At 69.4% G+C, this 17,931-nt stretch carries 19 protein-coding genes; 7 read left to right on the top strand and 12 right to left on the bottom strand.

What is annotated here, in order from left to right; genetic code table 11:
* Positions 1–233: 233 nt before the first annotated feature.
* Entirely contained in the window at positions 234–1,016 is a 783-nt protein-coding gene (locus tag ACTJKF_RS01135) for an ABC transporter substrate-binding protein (protein WP_440621699.1), read from the bottom strand.
* A gap of 232 nt (positions 1,017–1,248) precedes the next feature.
* Between ACTJKF_RS01135 and ACTJKF_RS01130 the strand changes: the two genes are divergently transcribed.
* Positions 1,249–1,668 carry an MbcA/ParS/Xre antitoxin family protein gene (locus tag ACTJKF_RS01130; protein ID WP_440621698.1) on the top strand — a complete coding sequence of 140 codons (420 nt, stop codon included), beginning with the start codon at positions 1,249–1,251 and terminating at the stop codon, positions 1,666–1,668.
* Between the two features lie 2 nt (positions 1,669–1,670).
* A complete protein-coding gene (locus tag ACTJKF_RS01125) occupies positions 1,671–2,366 on the top strand; it encodes an RES family NAD+ phosphorylase (RefSeq protein ID WP_440621828.1) in 696 nt (231 codons plus the stop codon).
* Between the two features lie 51 nt (positions 2,367–2,417).
* On the opposite strand, the gene ACTJKF_RS01120 is transcribed toward ACTJKF_RS01125, so the two are convergent.
* A complete protein-coding gene (locus tag ACTJKF_RS01120) occupies positions 2,418–3,143 on the bottom strand; it encodes a metallophosphoesterase (RefSeq protein WP_440621697.1) in 726 nt (241 codons plus the stop codon).
* Positions 3,144–3,277: 134 nt separating this feature from the next.
* On the opposite strand from ACTJKF_RS01120, the gene ACTJKF_RS01115 reads away from it, so the two are divergent.
* Complete coding sequence (locus ACTJKF_RS01115) at positions 3,278–3,931, top strand: DUF1345 domain-containing protein (protein WP_440621696.1); 654 nt, start codon at positions 3,278–3,280, stop codon at positions 3,929–3,931.
* Positions 3,932–3,982: 51 nt separating this feature from the next.
* Here the strand turns inward: ACTJKF_RS01115 and ACTJKF_RS01110 are convergent, their stop codons facing one another.
* Positions 3,983–4,693, bottom strand: a complete 711-nt coding sequence (locus tag ACTJKF_RS01110) for a class I SAM-dependent methyltransferase (protein ID WP_440621695.1) — start codon at positions 4,691–4,693, stop codon at positions 3,983–3,985.
* Positions 4,694–4,994: 301 nt separating this feature from the next.
* Between ACTJKF_RS01110 and ACTJKF_RS01105 the strand changes: the two genes are divergently transcribed.
* Positions 4,995–6,644, top strand: coding sequence for a DUF3459 domain-containing protein (locus ACTJKF_RS01105; RefSeq protein WP_440621827.1), 1,650 nt, complete (start codon positions 4,995–4,997; stop codon positions 6,642–6,644).
* Between the two features lie 37 nt (positions 6,645–6,681).
* Here the strand turns inward: ACTJKF_RS01105 and ACTJKF_RS01100 are convergent, their stop codons facing one another.
* The 5 genes from ACTJKF_RS01100 to ACTJKF_RS01080 form a co-directional block, all read right to left on the bottom strand.
* Positions 6,682–7,275: a thiamine phosphate synthase gene (locus ACTJKF_RS01100; RefSeq protein ID WP_440621694.1), complete on the bottom strand. Its 594-nt coding sequence runs from the start codon at positions 7,273–7,275 to the stop codon at positions 6,682–6,684.
* A 22-nt stretch (positions 7,276–7,297) separates the two neighbouring features.
* Positions 7,298–8,641: a hemolysin family protein gene (locus tag ACTJKF_RS01095; protein ID WP_440621693.1), complete on the bottom strand. Its 1,344-nt coding sequence runs from the start codon at positions 8,639–8,641 to the stop codon at positions 7,298–7,300.
* Positions 8,642–8,720: 79 nt separating this feature from the next.
* Positions 8,721–9,497, bottom strand: a complete 777-nt coding sequence (locus ACTJKF_RS01090; RefSeq protein ID WP_440621692.1) for a sensor histidine kinase — start codon at positions 9,495–9,497, stop codon at positions 8,721–8,723.
* A 70-nt stretch (positions 9,498–9,567) separates the two neighbouring features.
* On the bottom strand, positions 9,568–10,491 hold the full coding sequence (locus tag ACTJKF_RS01085; protein WP_440621691.1) for a DMT family transporter: 924 nt from the start codon (positions 10,489–10,491) through the stop codon (positions 9,568–9,570).
* 41 nt (positions 10,492–10,532) lie between these two features.
* Positions 10,533–11,390 (bottom strand): LysR family transcriptional regulator, encoded by an 858-nt coding sequence (locus ACTJKF_RS01080; protein ID WP_440621689.1) that lies wholly within the window; start codon positions 11,388–11,390, stop codon positions 10,533–10,535.
* Between the two features lie 109 nt (positions 11,391–11,499).
* On the opposite strand from ACTJKF_RS01080, the gene ACTJKF_RS01075 reads away from it, so the two are divergent.
* The 3 genes from ACTJKF_RS01075 (at position 11,500) to ACTJKF_RS01065 (ending at position 14,554) form a co-directional block, all read left to right on the top strand.
* On the top strand, positions 11,500–11,883 hold the full coding sequence (locus ACTJKF_RS01075) for a tautomerase family protein (protein ID WP_440621688.1): 384 nt from the start codon (positions 11,500–11,502) through the stop codon (positions 11,881–11,883).
* 150 nt (positions 11,884–12,033) lie between these two features.
* Positions 12,034–13,662 (top strand): CHAD domain-containing protein, encoded by a 1,629-nt coding sequence (locus ACTJKF_RS01070; RefSeq protein ID WP_440621686.1) that lies wholly within the window; start codon positions 12,034–12,036, stop codon positions 13,660–13,662.
* A gap of 46 nt (positions 13,663–13,708) precedes the next feature.
* Positions 13,709–14,554, top strand: coding sequence for a TOBE domain-containing protein (locus ACTJKF_RS01065; RefSeq protein ID WP_440621685.1), 846 nt, complete (start codon positions 13,709–13,711; stop codon positions 14,552–14,554).
* A 184-nt stretch (positions 14,555–14,738) separates the two neighbouring features.
* Here ACTJKF_RS01065 and ACTJKF_RS01060 read toward each other — a convergent pair whose 3' ends face one another.
* The 4 genes from ACTJKF_RS01060 to ACTJKF_RS01045 form a co-directional block, all read right to left on the bottom strand.
* Complete coding sequence (locus tag ACTJKF_RS01060) at positions 14,739–15,440, bottom strand: sulfate/molybdate ABC transporter ATP-binding protein (protein WP_440621684.1); 702 nt, start codon at positions 15,438–15,440, stop codon at positions 14,739–14,741.
* A 106-nt stretch (positions 15,441–15,546) separates the two neighbouring features.
* On the bottom strand, positions 15,547–16,224 hold the full coding sequence (gene modB / locus ACTJKF_RS01055; protein ID WP_440621826.1) for a molybdate ABC transporter permease subunit: 678 nt from the start codon (positions 16,222–16,224) through the stop codon (positions 15,547–15,549).
* 10 nt (positions 16,225–16,234) lie between these two features.
* Positions 16,235–17,032 carry a molybdate ABC transporter substrate-binding protein gene (gene modA, locus ACTJKF_RS01050; protein WP_440621683.1) on the bottom strand — a complete coding sequence of 266 codons (798 nt, stop codon included), beginning with the start codon at positions 17,030–17,032 and terminating at the stop codon, positions 16,235–16,237.
* A gap of 136 nt (positions 17,033–17,168) precedes the next feature.
* On the bottom strand, positions 17,169–17,864 hold the full coding sequence (locus ACTJKF_RS01045; RefSeq protein WP_440621682.1) for a phosphatase PAP2 family protein: 696 nt from the start codon (positions 17,862–17,864) through the stop codon (positions 17,169–17,171).
* Positions 17,865–17,931 lie beyond the last annotated feature (67 nt).

Genomic DNA, 17,931 nt, shown 5'->3' with positions numbered 1-17,931 from the left:
GCACCGGTTCCCCGGCGCCCGGTCTTCGCTTGTTGACGACGTCGAGCGCCTGCGGTCGCCAGCGCAGGCGATCCGTTTGCAACGCGAACGATCGGCGGCATCCGGTGACGCGACACGGATGATGAAACCGTCGCGGCGGCGAACGTCAGGGAGGCGTCGCCGTCCGGCGGGCAGGGGAGGGGCGGTCGGGCCGCGCGCGACGGGCATCGCACCCCGACGCGCGCGACGCCGCTTCAGCTGCCGTAGACATCGAAGTCGAAGTACTTCGATGCGAGCCGCTTGTAGGTGCCGTCCTTGACCATGTCGAGGATCGCGCGGTCGATCTTCGCTTTCAGGTCGGTGTCCTCCTTGCGCAGGCCGATGCCGGCGCCCACACCGAGCACCTTCTCGTCGACGAGTTCGGGGCCGACGAACTGGTAGCCCGCGCCGCGCGGCGACTTCAGGAACCCGATCGCGGCCTGCACCTCGTCCTGCAGCGCGGCGTCGAGGCGGCCCGACGTGAGGTCCGCGTACACGCCGTCCTGGTTCTGGTACGACACGACGTTCGCGCCTTGCTTCGCCCAGTACGCCTTCGCATAGGCTTCCTGCGTCGTCCCCTGTTCGACGCCGATCGACTTGCCCTTCAGCGATTCGGCCGTCGGCAGTAGCGGCGAGCCCTTCTTCACGACGAGCCGGGTCGGCTGGTTGTAGATCTTCGTCGTGAAGCCGATCTGCTCCGCGCGCTGCGGCGTGATCGACATCGACGACAGCACCGCGTCGAATTTCTTCGCCTTCAGCGCTGGAATCATCCCGTCGAAATCGTTTTCGAGCCACACGCACTTCGCCTTCAGCCGCGCGCAGATCTCGTTGCCGAGGTCGATGTCGAAGCCGACGAGCTTGCCGTCGGGCGCCTTCGATTCGAACGGCGCGTAGCTGGCGTCGGTGCCGAAGCGCAGCGTGGTCCAGTCCTTCGCGACGGCGGGGCCTGCCGATACCGCGAGCAGGGCGATCGAAACGGCGGCAATCAGTTTCTTCATGGTGGATCCTTGGCGTGGTCTGTCCGGTTCTGGGCGACGCGGTGGCTGCCGGCACGCACCGCGTTCCGGTGCGCTGTCCGCACGACCATTAACGCAGAAAATAAAATCTCAGTCCAGAATGGACAAAAAATATCGATCTGCCGGATCGAAGCCGACCGCGCGGGGGGCGAGCCTTGCAAAAATACGAAAATGGACTAATCTTGTTAGTAAATTCGTTTAGAGACTAACGATCATGTCACAGCCCGCCTTCGATCCGCATTCCGCCCCGCGGCAGGCTTCGGTCGCGCAGATGTCGGCGGCCGGCCTGCGTGCATTCTTCAACATCGCGCGCGACTGGGAACTGACCATCGACGAGCAGATCGTGCTGCTCGGGTCGCCCGGCCGCTCGACGTTCTTCAAGTGGAAGGCGTCGCCCGAATCGGCGCGCCTGCCGCGCGATACGCTCGAGCGGCTATCGCTGCTGCTCGGCATCTACAAGGCGTTGCAGATCCTGCTGCCGCAGCCGTCGGCCGCCGACACCTGGGTCAAGCGGCCCAACGACGCGGCGCCGTTCGGCGGCAAGCGCGCGCTCGACCGGATGCTGGCCGGCAACGTCGGCGACCTGGTCGCCGTCCGCCAGTATCTCGATGCGATGCGGGGTGGCTGGGCGTGACGATGCCGACCGAAACGCAACGCTGGCCCACGACCACCGTCGACTGGGCACCTGCCTATCGTGTGATTCCCACCCGTTTTCCGGCCATCAACCTGTTCGACCGCGTCGCGTCGGCCGACGATTTCGACGCGCTCTATGCGCTCGAATCGCTGACCAACGACCGCATCCGCCACGAAGTGGGCACGCTCGAACTCGTGCCGCCGGCGGAGCGCCGCTACGGCCAGGGCTGGGGGCCGATCATGGCCGCGTTCACGCATCTGAATCCGCAGGGCAGCCGTTTCTCCGACGGCACCTACGGCGTGTTCTACTGCGGGCGTTCGCGCCAGACGGCGATCGCCGAAACGCGCTATCACAGCGGGCTGTTCCTGGCCGCGACGAAGGAGCCGCCGATGCGTCAGCAGATGCGGCTCTACACGGTGGTCGCGCAGGGCGACGTCGCCGACGTGCGCACGTGGCCGCAGCGCAGCCCCGGATTGCTCGATCCGCTCGATTACAGCGCGGGGCAGGCGCTTGGCCGCGCGGTACGCAACGCGGGTGGCGGGGGAATCGTCTATCCGTCGGTGCGCGACCCGAGCGGCGAGTGTCTCGCGGCGTTCCGCACGACCCTGCTGCGCGACTGTCATCACGCGGCGTATCTCGAATACAACTGGAACGGCGCCGCGGTCGATGCGGTGTTCGAGCTGAACCAGGTCGGCTAGCGGCGGGCGCCGCGTGCGAACGCGTGTGCGTGCGCCCGTCATTGGCATGCACTACGGCAGCGGCAGGTCGCCCGCATGGCGTGCGCGCGCGTCGGCCTGGGTCAGCGACCACGTATCGCCCGTGCGCGGCTCGACGATCGTCAGTCGTCCCGACGGTGCGAATGCGCCGGTGTCGATGAACCATTGCGCGCCGATGCGCTGCGGCGCACGCACGGGCGTGTGGCCGGTGCAGGTCAGCGACAGCCCGGCCTGCCGGGCCGGGTCGACGAGACCCTGGACCAGGTCTCGCCCCCAGATGAGCCGTTCGCGCACGTCGTGCGAATAGCTGCCCGTATCGAGTTCGGCGTCCGGGCCGAAGAATTCCGCATGCAGCACGTTGAAGCGCGCGGGGCCGTCGCCGATCACGCGCACGAGCGGCAGCGCATCCACGCGCGCCGCATGCGCGTGCAGCCGCTCCGGCGGCAGGTCGGCGCCCCAGTCGCCGCCAATGCCGCGCCACGCATCGGGCGCCAGCTTGCCGCGCGACACGAGGCTGAGGACTTCTTCGTGATTGCCGCGCACCACGTGGCACCACGGGCGGTCGAGCAGCTCGAGCGCGGTCTCGGACGCGGGGCCGCGGTCGACGAGATCGCCGACCGAGAACAGCCGGTCGCGCGTCGCGTCGAAGCCGACGTCGTGCAGCAGCGCGCGCAGCACGTCCACGCAACCGTGCAGATCGCCGACGACGAAGTCGCGGCCGGCCGTGTTCGCGGGATGGTGGCAGAGGGAAGCAGTCATCCCGATATCTTAGGCGCTCGTGCCCATCGCAACGTCATGCAGGAATGGCGATAATCGGGGCGCTACCCGCCGGCCCGGCGCACCGGTCCGCTCGCGCCGGCCGAACCCTTTCCATCCGCTTTCGGAATCATACGATGACGTTTTATCCGCAGGTATTACGCAACCGGCCACGCATGGTTGCCGCCTTCGTCGCGGGGGTGCTGTGTGCGGTACTGCTGCCGTTTCCGCTGCGTCTGGCCGTACGCGCGCTGATCGGCTGGGATTGCGCGATCTGGCTGTATCTCGCGCTGATGTGGGGCCGCATGATCACCGCGCATCATCACAAGGTGCGCGAAGTCGCGATCCGCGAAGACGAGAGCGCGACCACCGTGCTGACCGTCGTGTGTCTCGCGACGGTCGCGAGCGTGGCCGCGATCGCGATCGAGCTCGCCACCGCGAAGAGCGTCGGCTTTCGCATCGGGCTCGGCCACTACGCGATCACGGGCGCGACGCTGTTCGGCGCATGGTTCCTGATCCCGACGATCTTCACGCTGCACTATGCGCGGCTCTATTACGGCTCGCCGTGCGGCGATCGCGCGCTGCGCTTTCCCGACACGCATCCCGAGCCCGACTACTGGGATTTCCTGTATTTCGCGTTCACGCTCGCGGTCGCGTCGCAGACCGCCGACGTGTCGCTCGCGAGCCGCTCCGCACGCCGCTCGGTGCTCGCGCAGTCGATCCTGTCGTTCTACTTCAACATGGCCGTGCTCGGGCTGTCGATCAACGTCGCGGCCGGGCTGGTGAGCTGACGCCGGTCATTCGAGCCGTTCGTGCGGACCGCCGCGCACCATCACGCACCATCACGCACTGCGCCGCACCGCGATCCACGCGCCCCAGAACAGGCTCGAAAAAAAGCGCAGCGGCGCATCGAAGCCCGCATCGTGCAGCAGCCCGAACACGGCTTCCTCGGAAGCTGGCGGATCGGCGCCCTGCAGGATCTTCGCGAGTTGCGCACGCACGGCGTCGGGCGTCGCGCCCTTCATGCGCCAGCGCTGCTGCCACGCGTCGAGCAGGCGTGGGTGATCCGCGTAACGGCGATGGTTGCCCGCGATCACGAGCGGTGCGCCGGGCTTCAGGCGGCGCGCGATCGCATCCAGCAGCGCGGCCTTTGCCGCGTCGCCGGGCACGTGATGCAGCACGCCGATCAGCGTCGCGCCGTCGAAGGCCGGCGCATCGGGCAGCGCATCGACGCCGGCTTCGATGAACTGCGTGCGTGCGGCGAAACCCGCCGCTTCGACGTTGGCACGCGCGAGCGCGAGCATCGGCGCGGACGGATCGACGGCCGTGAACTGCCAGCCCGGTTCGAGCGCGGCGGGTACGCAGATCTCCTGGCCCGTGCCGCCCGCACCCACGACGAGGATCCGCGCATCCGCCACGCCGATCGCCGACGCGAGCATGCACGCGACGAGCTCGTGGCACGCATCGTAGCCGGCGAGCGCGATGCGGGATTGTTCGGCGTATTCGTGCGCGCGTGCCGGATCGAACTTCGCGGCGCTGGCGGGGAGCGACATGGCGGATTCCTCGGGTCGGGGCGCGGACGGTGTGCCCACGCGCGTCGCAGAGCGTAAGCGCGGGGCGGCGGCCCAGCAAGGCGAGCGGTCATTCCGGTATGCGAACTACCCGACTCCGCGGGCATCGCGCGCAGCGTTGGCGGGGTCGATTCGCATTTAAAAATGTGAGGAATCGATGCGTCGCGATCGCCGAACCGGCGCATACTTTTCTTCCCCCCTGCCTGGCCGTCGCATGCCGGGCCCCGATGCGCCGCGCGTCGATCGCGCGGCCATGCCGCTCGGCACGCATGAGGAGCGCATGATGTCAGATTGTCCGCACGATCCGTATGCGCAGCACTACATTCATTGTCTGTCGTCCGGCGCCCAGCCCTGCGGCGCACTCGGCACGACGCCGCGCACGCATTTTCGCGTATGGGCGCCGGGCAGCACGCAGGTCCAGCTCGAACTCGATACCGGCATCGGCCCGACGTTCGTTCCGATGACGGCGGCTGGCCCGAACTGGTTCGAAGTCTTCGTCGAATGCGGCGCGGGCACGCGCTACCGCTACCGGCTCGACGATGTCGCGTCGATTCCCGATCCCGCCTCGCGTTCGCAGCCCGACGGGCTGAACGGCGCCAGCGAGGTCATCGATCCGCGCGCGTTCAGGTGGCGCAACACGTTCTGGCGCGGGCGCCCGTGGGAAGACATCGCGCTGTACGCGATTCGTCCGCATGCGGTGGGCGGGTTCGACGGCGTGCGCCGCCGGTTGCCGCAGCTTGCGCGCCTCGGCGTGACCGCGCTGGAGCTGGTCGCGTCGCCGCACGACAGCCTGCCGTTCGCGCCGCTTGCGACCGAGGGCGGCCCCGACGCGCTGAAGGCGCTGATCGACGATGCGCACGGCTATGGTCTCGCGGTGCTGCTGGAGCTCGATTACGCGCGCTTCGGCAGCGGCACCGACGCGCTGCGCCATTACGCGGCACCGTTCTTTCATACGCGCGACGATCCGCTGCAGGCAGCGCCGCTCGCGCTGGATCACCCGGAAGTCTGCGACTTCTTCTGCGACAACGCGCTGTACTGGATCGACGAATACCGTTGCGACGGGCTGCGGCTGCGCGAGGCCGACCGGATCGGCGCATCGTGGCTGCGCGAGATCGCCGACCGCGTGCGCGCGGCCGTGCCGGCCGACCGGCTGATCCACCTCGTGCTCGGCAGCGAGCGCCATCCGGTGCATCTGGCCGATACCCATTTCGATGCGCAGTGGAACGGGTGCGGCGAACGTGCGCTGCATCGGTTGACGGGCCGCGACACGAGCGCTCACGAAGGCATTTCGGCGCATCAGTCGATCCACACGCTGGCGCGCGCGCTGACCGCGTCCGGCACGGCGTTCCAGCCGGCCGCCTCGGGCGACGGCCCATGTGCCGAAGGGCTCGCGCTGACGTCGCTGGTGCTGTCCGACGGCGCATGGCGCGAGAGCGGGCAGGGCGACGACGAGCAAGCGCCCGGCCTCGCCGCGCTCGCGCTGTCGCTGCTCACGCCGCAGATTCCGCTGATCTTCGACGAAACCGCGCGCGATGCCGATCGTGCGCATTTCGTGCAGTCGGCGCTCGCCGTGCGCGCGAAGCTGATTGCGCCGCGGCTGTCCGATTGCCGGCCGCAGGACGCGCATACGCTGAAGGCGGACGGTGACGGCGAGGCCGACGCGCTGCTCGCGTCATGGCGGCTCGCCGACGACGAGACGCTGACCATCGCGCTGAACCTGTCGCCCGATGCGGTGCCGTTCGATGCGCCGCGCGGGCAGGTGGTGTTCGAGACGCCGGCACGCGCACGCGACCGGGTCGATGAAGGGGCGTTGCCGCCGTATTCGCTCGTCGCGTGGCTGACGGGCGACGTGAACCACTATGCGCTCACGCACGACGTGCGCCGCGTCGACGACGGCGCATGGCGCGCGATGCGGCCCGATCTGAACGCGTGACGCCGAACAGGCCGGGCGCGGTCTCGCCCGGCCGAACTTACCAGAAGCTTCGAATGCCCGCGACGCCATACGCGCCGTGGCGGCGCGCGTCGTCGAGATGCGCGCGCGTCATGCCGCCGAGCGCATAAACCGGCATCGCGGCCTGGGCGGCCAATGCCGCGAATTGCGTCCAGCCGAGCGTCGGCGCGCCGGGATGGCTGAGCGTCGGCAGCACGGGCGACAGCGTGACGAAATCCACACCTGCGCGGGCGGCCAGCGCGAGATCGTCGGCCGTATGGCAGGCAGCCGACACGCGGCGCGCGGCCGGCAGCGGCCGTTGCGCGACGGCGCGCAGCGTGGCGCCGTCGAGGTGCCAGCCCGCGCCGTCGAGTTGCATCACGCCGGCCGCATCGACCGGACCGTTGAGCATCAGCTGCACGCCGGGCGCACCGGCTGTGTTGCAGCGTGCGAGCGCATCGGCGGCCAACCGCGCGAACGCGGCCGCGTCGAACGACTTCACACGGAGCTGCACGAGCGTCTCGCCACGCGCGAGCACGGCCGACAACCGGTCGAGAAACGCCCGGCAATCGGCCGCCGACGCGGACGCCGGCTCCGGCGTGATCACGCAGCAGCGCGGCAGCGCCGAACTCATCGCGCGCGGCGGGCGGCGGCCGTCATTCGTCGGCCTCTTTCCCGATCTTCGGATAGACGCGCACCAGCACGATGCGCGGCCCGTTCATCTTCTTCACGACGACGTCGAAGCGGTCGAACGACACGCGCTGTCCTTCGGTCGGCAGGTCGTTCAACGCCTGGATCACGAGGCCGCCGACCGATTCCGCGCGCCCTTCGTCGATGTCGATGCCGAGCGCCTGCTCGAGCGACACGACGGGCAGGCTGCCCTTGCCCATCAGCGTGCCGTCGTCGAGGCGGCTCCAGTCGGCGTCGCCCTGGCGGAATTCGTCGTGGATCTGGCCGACCAGCGCGCCGAGCAGGTTGTCGAGCGTCAGGAAGCCGATCGGCTTCGCGCCCTTGTCGCCGACCAGCGCGAAGTGCGGCGCGCCCTTGCGGAAGCGGCGGAACAGCTCCAGCGCCGGCGTATCGGGCTTCACGTACTGCACCGGACGCACGTAGTCGGAGAGATCTTCGAGCGCTGCGCCCGCGTGACGCGCGAGCAGCAGGTCCTTCAGGTGAATCAGCCCGCTGACCAGTTCGCGCGATGCATCCTCGAACAGCGGATAGCGGCTGAAGCGGTGCCGCGCGACGATTTCCATGTTGTCGGGCAGCGGCAGGTCGCGGCGCAGGCCGATCATTTCATGCGCCGGCCGCATCAGGTCCGACACCGTCATCGACGAGAAATCGAGCGAATGCGCGAGCGTGTTCCACTCGTCGTTGGTGTACGTGCCGCGCGCCGGCTGGGCCGGATTGCCGGCCGCGCTGCGGCGGCTGCGCAGGATCAGCTTCAGCTCGTCGGTCGAGTAGTGCGCATCGCCGCCGTGGTCGGCCGACAACCCGGCGAGCTTCAGCACCGCGTTCGCGCTGCTGTTGAGCACCCAGATCGCCGGATACATCGCCCAGTAGAACGCGTAGAGCGGCAGCGCGACCCACAGGCCGACCTTCTCCGACTGGCGGATCGCCATCGATTTCGGCGCGAGCTCGCCGACCACGATGTGCAGGAACGAGATCAGCGAGAACGCGAACACGAGCGAGATCAGGTGCACGATGCGTTCGGACTGCACGCCGAGCAGGTCGAGCAGCGGGCCGATCAGTTGCGCGAACGCCGGTTCGCCGACCCAGCCGAGGCCGAGCGACGCGAGCGTGATGCCGAGCTGGCACGCGGACAGATACGCGTCGAGCCGGCCGTGCACGACGGCGAGGATGCGCCCGCGCAGGCCGTGCTTGCGGGCGAGTGTCTTGACGCGCGTCGCGCGCAGTTTGACGAGGCCGAATTCGGCTGCGACGAAAAACCCGTTCAGGGCCACCAGGAACAACGCGCCGATGAGCGCGAAGATCTGTAACAAAGAATCGCTCCAGTCATGACAGGCCCATCAGTATATGGGTCAGAAAGGAAAGTGTAATGTCTGTCGGGCGACCGATTGCTTACACCGGCGCCTCGCAGGGGACGGAGAGCGAGAGGGTGACGGCGGCGCCGTCGTCGAACGGGTCGTGCGTGAACGTGCCGCCGTGCGCGAGCGCGACACGCTGGCACAGCGCGAGCGTCCAGGCGACGCGCTTCGCATCGTGCGGGCGCAGCAGCTCGCGGCGGCCGAACGATTCGAACGCGTGCGGCAGCGCGGGATCGGCGAGGGCGTTTGCACTGACGCCGCAGGTGGCGCGCGCGACGCACTGCGTGCCGTCGCGCGTGCACGCGAACGTCACGCGGCTGCCGGCGGCGCTGGCTTCGACGGCCGTCGTCAGCATCGTCCAGAGTGCCTGCGCGATGCGTTCGCGATCGGCGGTGAGCGAAGGTTCGCCGTCAGGCAGCGTGGCGTCGACGCTCACCTGACGCGCGTCGGCGAGCGCGAAACGCGTCAGCACGAGCGTGTCGTCGAGCAGCGGACGCAGCGCGAACGATTGCGGCGCGATGGCGAGATTGCGCGTTTCCGCGCGCGGCGCGTCGAGCACGTCATCGATCAGCGCGACTTGCTGATCGATCCCCGTGCGGATGCCCGCGAGCGCACGCTGCAGGTTCGGGTTGGCGCTGGCGAGCTGGTGCTCGAGCACATACGCCCAGCTGTGCATGGCATTCAGCGGGCTGCGCAGGTCGTGCGACGCGGTGGAAAGTGCCTGGTCGCGCAGGAACAGCGCCGCCTGGGCGGCATAGTGCATGGCGCGTTCGCGCAGCAGGTCGGCGGCGGGATCGACGGGAATGGACATTACGGAGCTGGCCCGTTGGAAGCAGTTGGCATGAAAGACACGCGAACCAACATTATAGGGACGGCGTGCGTCACGCCGGCAGCGCGTCCTCGTCCTTTTTCCGCGCGTCGCCGCTCGGCAGCAACTGGCAGGCCAGCAGGCCGGCGAGCATCAGCGCGCAGCCGATCAGCGCGCGCAGCGTCAGCGTTTCGCCGAGCGCGGCCCAGCCGGCGATGGCCGCGAACACCCCTTCCATGCTGAAGATCACGGCCGCGTGCGCGGGCGCCGCATCGCGCTGCGCGACGACCTGCAGCGTATAGCCGACCCCGACCGACAGCAAGCCGCCGTACAGCAGCGTCGGCAGCGCGCTTTGCAGCATCGCGACGCTGACCGGCTCGATCACGAGGCCGGCCGCGACGCACAGCGCGCCGCACGTGACGAACTGCAGGAACGCGAGCACGAGCGGATCGTGCCGCTTCGCGAAATGGCCGACGGCCATCACGTGTGCGGCGATGATCACGGCGCCCGCGAGCTGGAACCAGTCGCCGTAGAGCACCGAGAAATGCTCGTCGATGCTGAGGAAATACAGGCCGATCGCCGCGAGCAGCGCGCCGAACCAGGTGCCGGCGCCGATCCGGTGGCGCGCGAACACGCCCATCAGCGGCACGATCACGACATACAGCGAGCTGATGAAGCCCGCGTTCGCGACCCGTGTGTACTGCAGGCCGAACTGCTGCAGCGAGATCGACACGGCGAGCAGCCCGCCGAGCGCGAGGCCCGGCGCCAGCAGCGCGGGCGCGCGGCGGATCGCCGCGAATTGCGCGCGCGAGCGTGCGTTGAACGCCAGCAGCGGGATCAGCACGAGTCCGCCGAGCAGGAAGCGCAGCCCCGTAAACAGGAACGGCCCGATCACGTCGAGGCTCAAGCGTTGCGCGACGAATGCCGAGCCCCAGATCGCGGCGGCGGCGAGCATCAGCAGGTTGGCGCGGAGGTGCTTGCGGGTGTCAGGCTTCATCGGAATTCTTCGGAGGATTGCGGGCGGCGAAGCCGCTTAGTTTACGCCGAGATTGCAAGGCTGTCGGCAAACCTTCGAAGTGCGGCTGCCGCGCGGGCGTCGCGGACGCGCGAGACCAGCACGACCTGCGAATGCGGCAGCGGCGGCAAGCCGAATTTCGCGCCGACGTCGACCAGCGTGCGCGGCGCGACGCGCCGGGCCAGCGGACACACCGCGAGCCCCGCGGCGGCGGCGGCCGCGACCGCCGCGACGCCCCCGCCCGTAAAGCGCTCGCGCCACGGCCGCCCCGCGTGCTCGAGCGCGCGCAGCGCGGCGGCCCGCACGCCGCACGGCCCGGCCAGCACCGCGAGCGGCAGCGGCTCGCCCGCGCGCGGTGCCCAGTCGGGCGCGGCGAGCCACGCGAGCGGTTCGGTAAACAGCAGCGCGCCATCGTCGCGCGGGGGATCCTCGCCGGGCTCGTGCCGCACGATCGCCGCGTCGAGCCGCCGTTCGTCGTATTGCGCGAGCAGGTTCGACGACATCCCCAGGTGCATCTCCAGCGACAGCCCCGGATCCTGCCGGTGCAGGCTCGTCAGCACGGCCGGCAGGTCGGGCACGGCGACGTGCTCGCTGACGCCGAGCGACAGCCGGTGCGTGCCGGCCGAAATTGCGCCGAGCGCGTGGTCGTGCGCGTCGAGCAGCGCGCGGGCAGCCGGCAGGAAATTTTCGCCGTCTGCCGCCAGCTTGACGACGCGCGGCGTGCGCGCGAGCAGCGGCTTGCCGAGGTGCGCTTCGAGCCGCTTCAGCTTCAGGCTGACGGCCGATTGCGTGGTGCCGAGCGCGTCGGCGGCGCGCGTGAAGCTCGCGAGATCGGCGACCAGCACGAACGCGCGCACCGCATCGAGGTCGAGGACTTTCATTTCAAATGTAAATGAATGAAATATTGATCGATGACTGTTAATTATAGTTATGCGCGCCTAACCTGACGTGGCGTTTCCGCTTTTCAACGTCACCGAAAGGAGCAGGACCATGCCATTCACCCGTATCGCAGTGCGCGAAGGCAAACCGGCCGCCTACCGTGGGGCGCTCGTCGACGGTGTGCATCGCGCGCTGATGCACACTTTCAACGTGCCGGAGGACGACATCTTCATGGTCGTGACCGAGCACACGGCCGAGAACTTCGTGTTCGGCCGCCACTACCTCGACATCGAACGCAGTGACGATCTCGTGATGATCCAGATCACCGCGAACAACACGCGCACGCTCGAGCAAAAGCAGGCGCTGTACCGGACCATCGCCGAGAACCTCGCGCGGCAGCCCGGCGTGCGGCCGCAGGACGTCTTCATCAGTCTCGTCGAGGTGCTGAAGGAGGACTGGTCGTTCGGCAACGGCATCGCGCAATACGTCGTCTGACGCGTCGTCCGATCCGTCGTTTGATCCGCGACAGCGCGGCGGGGCCGGATCGACGCCCGTGCGCTGATACGCCGTGTACTATGGAAGCTGCTTCACGGTCGACGCCGGCACGGAGGATGTGCCGGCGATTCTTCATGTGCAGGAGCCGCCATGTCGCGTGTGCTGGAAATCGTGTTGTGTCTGTCGCTCGAAGGCTGGCCGGTCAAGACGGGGAGCCGGGCCCGTGGCGAGCAGCGCAACTTCGGCGCCGAACTCGTCCGTGCGTGGCGAATCTGTCCGCAGGTGCGGATGCGGCGCGGCCAGGAGCGCGTGACGATCGAGCCGTGCCAGGTCGAGGAGGCCGAGCCGAGCCCCGGCGAATGCTGGTGGACGTGGATCGAATCGAACGCGCACGGGCGACATGTCGTTGCGTCCCGCACGAAGACATTGACACCCGGCGTCGTGGCGCGCGAGCTGTTCGATGCCGAGCATGCGGGCATCGTCGTGGCCACCCCGGCAGCCGCGCCGCTTGCCGATGCGGAATCGGCAGAGGCGGCGGGCGACGGCGATCGCGCGGCACCCGGCTCCGTCGACGAAGCCGCGGTTGCCGCGTCGTCCGGGCCGGCGCCGCTGCGGCTCGTCAGCGAGCGGCGGCGCGGACGATGGGCGGACGACAGCGGCGTGGTGGTCGAGATGACGCTCGACGACATCATTCTGCATGGCGGCACCGAACCACCGCGCCGCCAGGTCGAGCTGCGCCTCGCGGCGCCCGACTGGGAAACCGTCGACGCCCGCACGGCCGCATTGCACGCGCTGTTTGCCGCCGCGCGCGAACTGAGCGGCGCATGGCCCGCATTCGTGCAACTGACCAGCGTGATCGATCGCGCGTGCGCGGGCGAGCCTGCCGTGGCCGCGCCCGTCAAGGCGCAGCTCGTCGATCTCGCCGGCATCCGCACGCAGCGGGGCGCGTTGTTCGCGCTGTCCGGCGACATCGCCGCGCAATGGCTCGGCAACGAGCGCGGCGTGCTCGATCGCGACGATCCCGAATTCGTGCACCAGATGCGTGTCGCGCTGCGTCGGCTGCGTACGCTGATGCGCTTCTTTCCGCGCTTCGCGGACGATCAATGGCAGGACACGTTCGGCGCCGACCTGCGCTGGGTTGCCGCGCTGCTCGGCACGGTGCGCGATTGGGACGTGTTCTCGACCGAAAGCCTGCCCGCGCTGATCGCGGCCGACGGCGGAAGCGCCGACTGGAACGGCACGCTCGACGCGGCGCGCGCACAGGCGCTGGCAGCGCGCGTCGAATTGCGCCAGGCGCTCCATTCGGCGCGCTATGCGCGGCTCACGCTCGGCTGGCTCGAATGGCTCGCCACCCTCGCGCTGCCGCCGGACACCGACGACGATGCGCCGTCGCTGCGACGTCACGCGACCAAGCGTGTGCGGCGGCTGTTCGGTCATCTCTATGCCTCGCCGTCGCTCACGTCGCTCGATACGGCCGCACGTCACCGGGTGCGGATCGACGCGAAGCGGCTGCGCTACGCGCTCGAATTCTTCGCGTCGCTTGCGTCGCGCCGCACCCGCACTGAAACGGTCAAGACGCTCGCGCGCGTGCAGAGCGTGCTCGGCGAGGCGAACGACACGATGGTCGCGCTGCATCATCTCGAGCAACTGGCGGCGCCCGCGTACCAGCTCGGTTTCGTGCGCGGCTACGGTGCCGCGCTCGAGCAACGCGCGGCGCGCGACGCCGAGGCGCTGCTCGCGAGCCTGCGTCCGCCGAGGCTCGACGGCAAGCCGCGTTGAGCGGCGCGCTCACTATAATGGCTGCCCGTTTTCTTCAGACAGACCGATGAGCGACGCGTCGCCTCCTTCCTCTTCCGCCGGATCGCTCGAACTGGGCGGCGAACTGTGGCTGCGCGCGGGCGAGCAGACGCTCGGCGGCGCCACCCGCATCGCGCTGCTCGCGGCGATCGGCGACACCGGTTCGATCACGCGTGCGGCGAAGGCCGTCGGCCTCAGCTACAAGGCCGCGTGGGATGCGATCGATACGATGAACAACCTGGCCGGCGAGCCGCTCGTCACGCGTTCGACCGGCGGCAAGGGGGGCGGCGGCACGACGCTGACGCCGCGCGCGACGTCGCTGATCGCCGCGTTCCGCACGATCGAGCGCGAGCATCGCCGCTTCATCGAGGCCGCGAGCGCGGCGGTGTCCGGCTTCGACGTCGACTGGGCACTGATCGGCCGGATCGGGATGAAGACGAGTGCGCGCAACCAGCTGTTCGGCAAGGTCGAGTCGATCGTGCGCGGCACGGTGAACGACGAGGTGACGCTCGTGCTGCCCGGCGGGCAAGCGATCGTCGCGGTGCTCACGCACGAAAGCGCCGACGCGCTCGGATTGCAGCCGGGCGCGCACGCGTGCGCGCTCGTGAAGGCATCGTGGGTCGTGCTGGCGGTCGACGATCACGGCGAAGCCGGCGCGGCGTTGAAGGTGTCCGCGCGCAACCAGTTGCACGGGACGGTCGCAACCGTCGCCGCAGGCGCGGTGAACAGCGAGGTGACGCTGGCGCTCGACGGCGGCGGCACGCTCACGGCCGTCGTCACCAACGGCAGTGTCGGCGCGCTGCAGCTCGACGCCGGCCGGCGCGCGATTGCGCTGTTCAAGGCATCGAGCGTGATTCTCGCGGTGACGGGCTGAAACGCGCGCGACGGCGGCGGCGCGAGGTTTTGGTAGACGCCTGCGGGCAGGCGACGCGAAACCGGCGCCGCCCGCACCTGCATGAGGCGCAGGCTTCGATCCCGCTTTCGGCTGGTACGGCGTGTGCCGCCAGTGCGGCTTCTCTCAGGCTCCAACATGGCCGCCAGGGCCACGGCCTTCGCGCTCAGGCAACGCGCGTCGGCCACTCGGCGTGCGGTGTTGCGGCCTGCACGCGTCCTTCGCTCAATTGCACGACCTGGTCACCGAACGCGGCGACGTCGTCGGGGTCGTGCGAGATGAGTACCATCGGGATGTCGAGCCGCGCCTGCAGTTCGGCGAGCTCGTGACGCATGCGCTGGCGCATCGCGCCGTCGAGTGCCGCGAACGGCTCGTCGAGCAGCAGGATGTGCGGCTGCGCGACCAGCGCGCGCGCCAGTGCGACGCGCTGCTTCTGGCCGCCCGACAGCTGCGACGGGAATTGCCCGGCGAGCGTGTCGAGTTCGAATGCCTGCAGCCAGTACGCGACTTCCGGCGGCACCGTCTTCGCACGCGGGTTGCGCAGGCCGGACGTAAGCCCGAATGCGATGTTCTGGCGTACGTTCAGGTGTGGAAACAGCGCATAGTCCTGGAACAGGTACGCGACGTGGCGTGCGCGAGTCGGCACGTCGATGCCGCGCGCGGCGTCGAACAGCGGTTCGCCGTTCAGCGTGATCGTGCCTTCGTCGGGCGACAGCAAGCCGGCGATCGCCTGCAGCGTCATGCTCTTGCCCGCGCCGGACGGCCCGAACAACACGACGCGCTGCGTGTTCGCCGTGAACGACACGTCGAGCGTGAAGCGGCGCTCGGCGTTCGCGTAGGTCTTGCGGATGTCGACGGCGACGCTCATGCGTGCCTCCGTCGTGCCGCGTCGCACGCACGGGCCCCCGCTTGCGCGGCGGCAACGCGCGTCGCCCCGACCGGCGCGACGCAACGATACGGATGCGGCGCGCGCGTCATGTCAGCTGACTCCGCCCGGCGCGCGACGGTACGAGCCAGCCGGTCGCGAGCAGCACGAGCACGCAGGTGATCGACGTCACCAGCACGAGGAAGTTGGCCGTGCTGTCGTCGCCGGCCTGCACCGCGGCATAGATCGCGACCGACAGCGTCTGCGTGCGGCCGGGCAGGTTGCCGGCGATCATCAGCGTCGCGCCGAATTCGCCGAGCGCACGCGCGAAGGCCAGCAACGCGCCGGCCAGGATGCCGCGCGTCGCGAGCGGCAGCGTCACGCGGAAGAACACCGCGGCTTCGCCGAGGCCGAGCGTGCGAGCCGCGCGTTCGAGATGCGGGTCGACGCTTTCGAACGCGGTGCGCGCCGATTTCAGGATCAGCGGGAACGCGACCACCATCGACGCGATCACCGCGCCCTGCCACGTGAACACGAGTTCGATGCCGAGCGTGTCGAGCCACGCGCCGAACACGCCGCGCCGGCCGAGCAGCACGAGCAGGTAATAGCCGAGCACCGTCGGCGGCAGCACGAGCGGCAGCGTCAGCAGCGAATCGACCACGTCGCGCAGCGGCGAGCGCCAGCGCGCGAGCACGAAGGCGGCGGCGACGCCGAGCACGATGTCGAGCGCGGTTGCCCAGCCGGCAACCTTCAGCGACAGCAGCAGCGGTACCCAGGCGTCCTGCATCATGCCGCGCTCACTTGCCCGCGGGCTTGAAGCCGAACGTCGCCAGCACGGCCTGGCCCTGCGGCGACGCGACGAAGTCGATGAACGACTGCGCCTGCGCGGCGTGGCGGCTGTCCTTGACCACCGCGATCGGATAGGTGATGGCCGTTTGCGTCGGCACGGTCAGGGCGACCTTCACGCGGCCCGGCATGATCGCCGCGTCGGTGCCGAACACGAACCCCGCGTCGACTTCGCCGCGGGCGACGTAATCGAGGCTCTGGCGCACGTTGGCGGCCAGCACGCCCTTCGCGCTGACGGCGTCCCACACGCCTGCCGCGCGCAGCGCGCCTTCGGTGTAGCGGCCGACCGGGACCGACGCGGGGTCGCCATAGGCGATGCGCTTCATGCCCGGCGCCGTCAGGTCGTTCAGCGACGTCGGCGCGGCCGCGTGGCTGTCCGCCGGCACGATCAGCACGAGCGAGTTCGCCGCGAAATCGCGCCGCGTGCCGGGCACGATGACCTTTTCGGTGACCGCGCGGTCCATCGCCTTCTGGTCGGCCGATGCGAACACGTCGGCGGGTGCGCCCTTCGCGATCTGCTGCATCAGCACGTCCGACGCGCCGAAGTTGAATAGCACCTTGGTGTCCGGATGCTGCTTCTGATACGCATCGCCGACGGCCTTGAACGCATTCGTCAGGCTTGCAGCCGCCGACACGACCAGTTCGTCGGCGGCGGCAGCCGGCGCGCTGAACACGACCCCCGCGGCCAGCGTGGCGAGCGGCAGCAGGCGGAGCAGGGTGCGGCGAAGCGGACGAACGGTTGAGCGCATGGTCGGGTGGTTTGTCTGGTTGAAAACCGTAATCGTAATATAGCGTGGGTTATAACGCTTGACATACCGCACATGCGCCGGCGCGCATGAAACCTTCAGGCTTGAAAGCAGGCGGGAAGGTCGGGCGGGCGCCGCGTCACGCGTGCAGCGGCAGCGACGCCCCGGTGCGATGCAGCGGCGACGGCTGCGACGCCGGCCGGTAGTTCGGATTGGCTTTCCAGCGCGCGCGGACGAACGGTCGCGCATGCCCCGACAGCTCCAGCGCGACCTTGGTGACCCAGCGGTGCGACGGCACCGTGATGCCGTGCAGCGCAACGGTGACAAGCGCGAGGCTCGCGACGACCGCCGGTACCGACCAGCGGTGCGGCACCGCGTGCCACGAGCCGGCGATGAACGCCAGCGCGGCGATCGCGCCGACGATGCAGCCGGTGATCGATTCGGACGGCGAATGCGCGTCGAGCGCGACGCGCGACACGCCGACCGCGATGCCGGCCGCGAGCCCGAGCGCGATGCCGGCGATCCGCGCCGGGGTGCGCGTGCGGATCAGCGCGAGGAAGATCGCGACCGGGTAGACCGACGTCGACAGCATCGCGTGACCGCTGAATCCCGTGAAGTCCCACGCGCGGATGCCGATGCCCCAGCCGAGGAACGCGATCTTCGTCAGCGCGACGACCCCGATCGCGACCGCGAGCACGCCGAGCCAGGCGGCCGAGCGCTGCCACGAGTAGCCGAGCGCCAGCCACACGGCGATCGTGATCGCGAGCGGCAAGGTCAGGCCGGCGCCACCGAACGCGGTGATCGTGATCCACAGGTGAGAGGACAGGTCGAACATCGGGAAGGGAACGAGCAGAGGCAGGACGAATGCTTAAATCAACGCGCGAGCCGGAAAGAACGACTAC

The organism is Burkholderia sp. 22313, from assembly GCF_052045245.1.
In the GTDB taxonomy this organism is placed as follows: Bacteria; Pseudomonadota; Gammaproteobacteria; order Burkholderiales; family Burkholderiaceae; genus Burkholderia.
This window is presented reverse-complemented; position numbering and strand designations above follow the sequence as displayed.

Bases quoted from the DNA above. Each gene is read 5' to 3' on its own strand.
- ACTJKF_RS01135 (WP_440621699.1), bottom strand. From the start codon at position 1,016: ATGAAGAAACTGATTGCCGCCGTTTCGATCGCCCTGCTCGCGGTATCG.
- ACTJKF_RS01130 (WP_440621698.1), top strand. From the start codon at position 1,249: ATGTCACAGCCCGCCTTCGATCCGCATTCCGCCCCGCGGCAGGCTTCG.
- ACTJKF_RS01125 (WP_440621828.1), top strand. From the start codon at position 1,671: ATGCCGACCGAAACGCAACGCTGGCCCACGACCACCGTCGACTGGGCA.
- ACTJKF_RS01120 (WP_440621697.1), bottom strand. From the start codon at position 3,143: ATGACTGCTTCCCTCTGCCACCATCCCGCGAACACGGCCGGCCGCGAC.
- ACTJKF_RS01115 (WP_440621696.1), top strand. From the start codon at position 3,278: ATGACGTTTTATCCGCAGGTATTACGCAACCGGCCACGCATGGTTGCC.
- ACTJKF_RS01110 (WP_440621695.1), bottom strand. From the start codon at position 4,693: ATGTCGCTCCCCGCCAGCGCCGCGAAGTTCGATCCGGCACGCGCGCAC.
- ACTJKF_RS01105 (WP_440621827.1), top strand. From the start codon at position 4,995: ATGTCAGATTGTCCGCACGATCCGTATGCGCAGCACTACATTCATTGT.
- ACTJKF_RS01100 (WP_440621694.1), bottom strand. From the start codon at position 7,275: ATGAGTTCGGCGCTGCCGCGCTGCTGCGTGATCACGCCGGAGCCGGCG.
- ACTJKF_RS01090 (WP_440621692.1), bottom strand. From the start codon at position 9,497: ATGTCCATTCCCGTCGATCCCGCCGCCGACCTGCTGCGCGAACGCGCC.
- ACTJKF_RS01085 (WP_440621691.1), bottom strand. From the start codon at position 10,491: ATGAAGCCTGACACCCGCAAGCACCTCCGCGCCAACCTGCTGATGCTC.
- ACTJKF_RS01080 (WP_440621689.1), bottom strand. From the start codon at position 11,390: ATGAAAGTCCTCGACCTCGATGCGGTGCGCGCGTTCGTGCTGGTCGCC.
- ACTJKF_RS01075 (WP_440621688.1), top strand. From the start codon at position 11,500: ATGCCATTCACCCGTATCGCAGTGCGCGAAGGCAAACCGGCCGCCTAC.
- ACTJKF_RS01070 (WP_440621686.1), top strand. From the start codon at position 12,034: ATGTCGCGTGTGCTGGAAATCGTGTTGTGTCTGTCGCTCGAAGGCTGG.
- ACTJKF_RS01065 (WP_440621685.1), top strand. From the start codon at position 13,709: ATGAGCGACGCGTCGCCTCCTTCCTCTTCCGCCGGATCGCTCGAACTG.
- ACTJKF_RS01060 (WP_440621684.1), bottom strand. From the start codon at position 15,440: ATGAGCGTCGCCGTCGACATCCGCAAGACCTACGCGAACGCCGAGCGC.
- modB (WP_440621826.1), bottom strand. From the start codon at position 16,224: ATGCAGGACGCCTGGGTACCGCTGCTGCTGTCGCTGAAGGTTGCCGGC.
- modA (WP_440621683.1), bottom strand. From the start codon at position 17,032: ATGCGCTCAACCGTTCGTCCGCTTCGCCGCACCCTGCTCCGCCTGCTG.
- ACTJKF_RS01045 (WP_440621682.1), bottom strand. From the start codon at position 17,864: ATGTTCGACCTGTCCTCTCACCTGTGGATCACGATCACCGCGTTCGGT.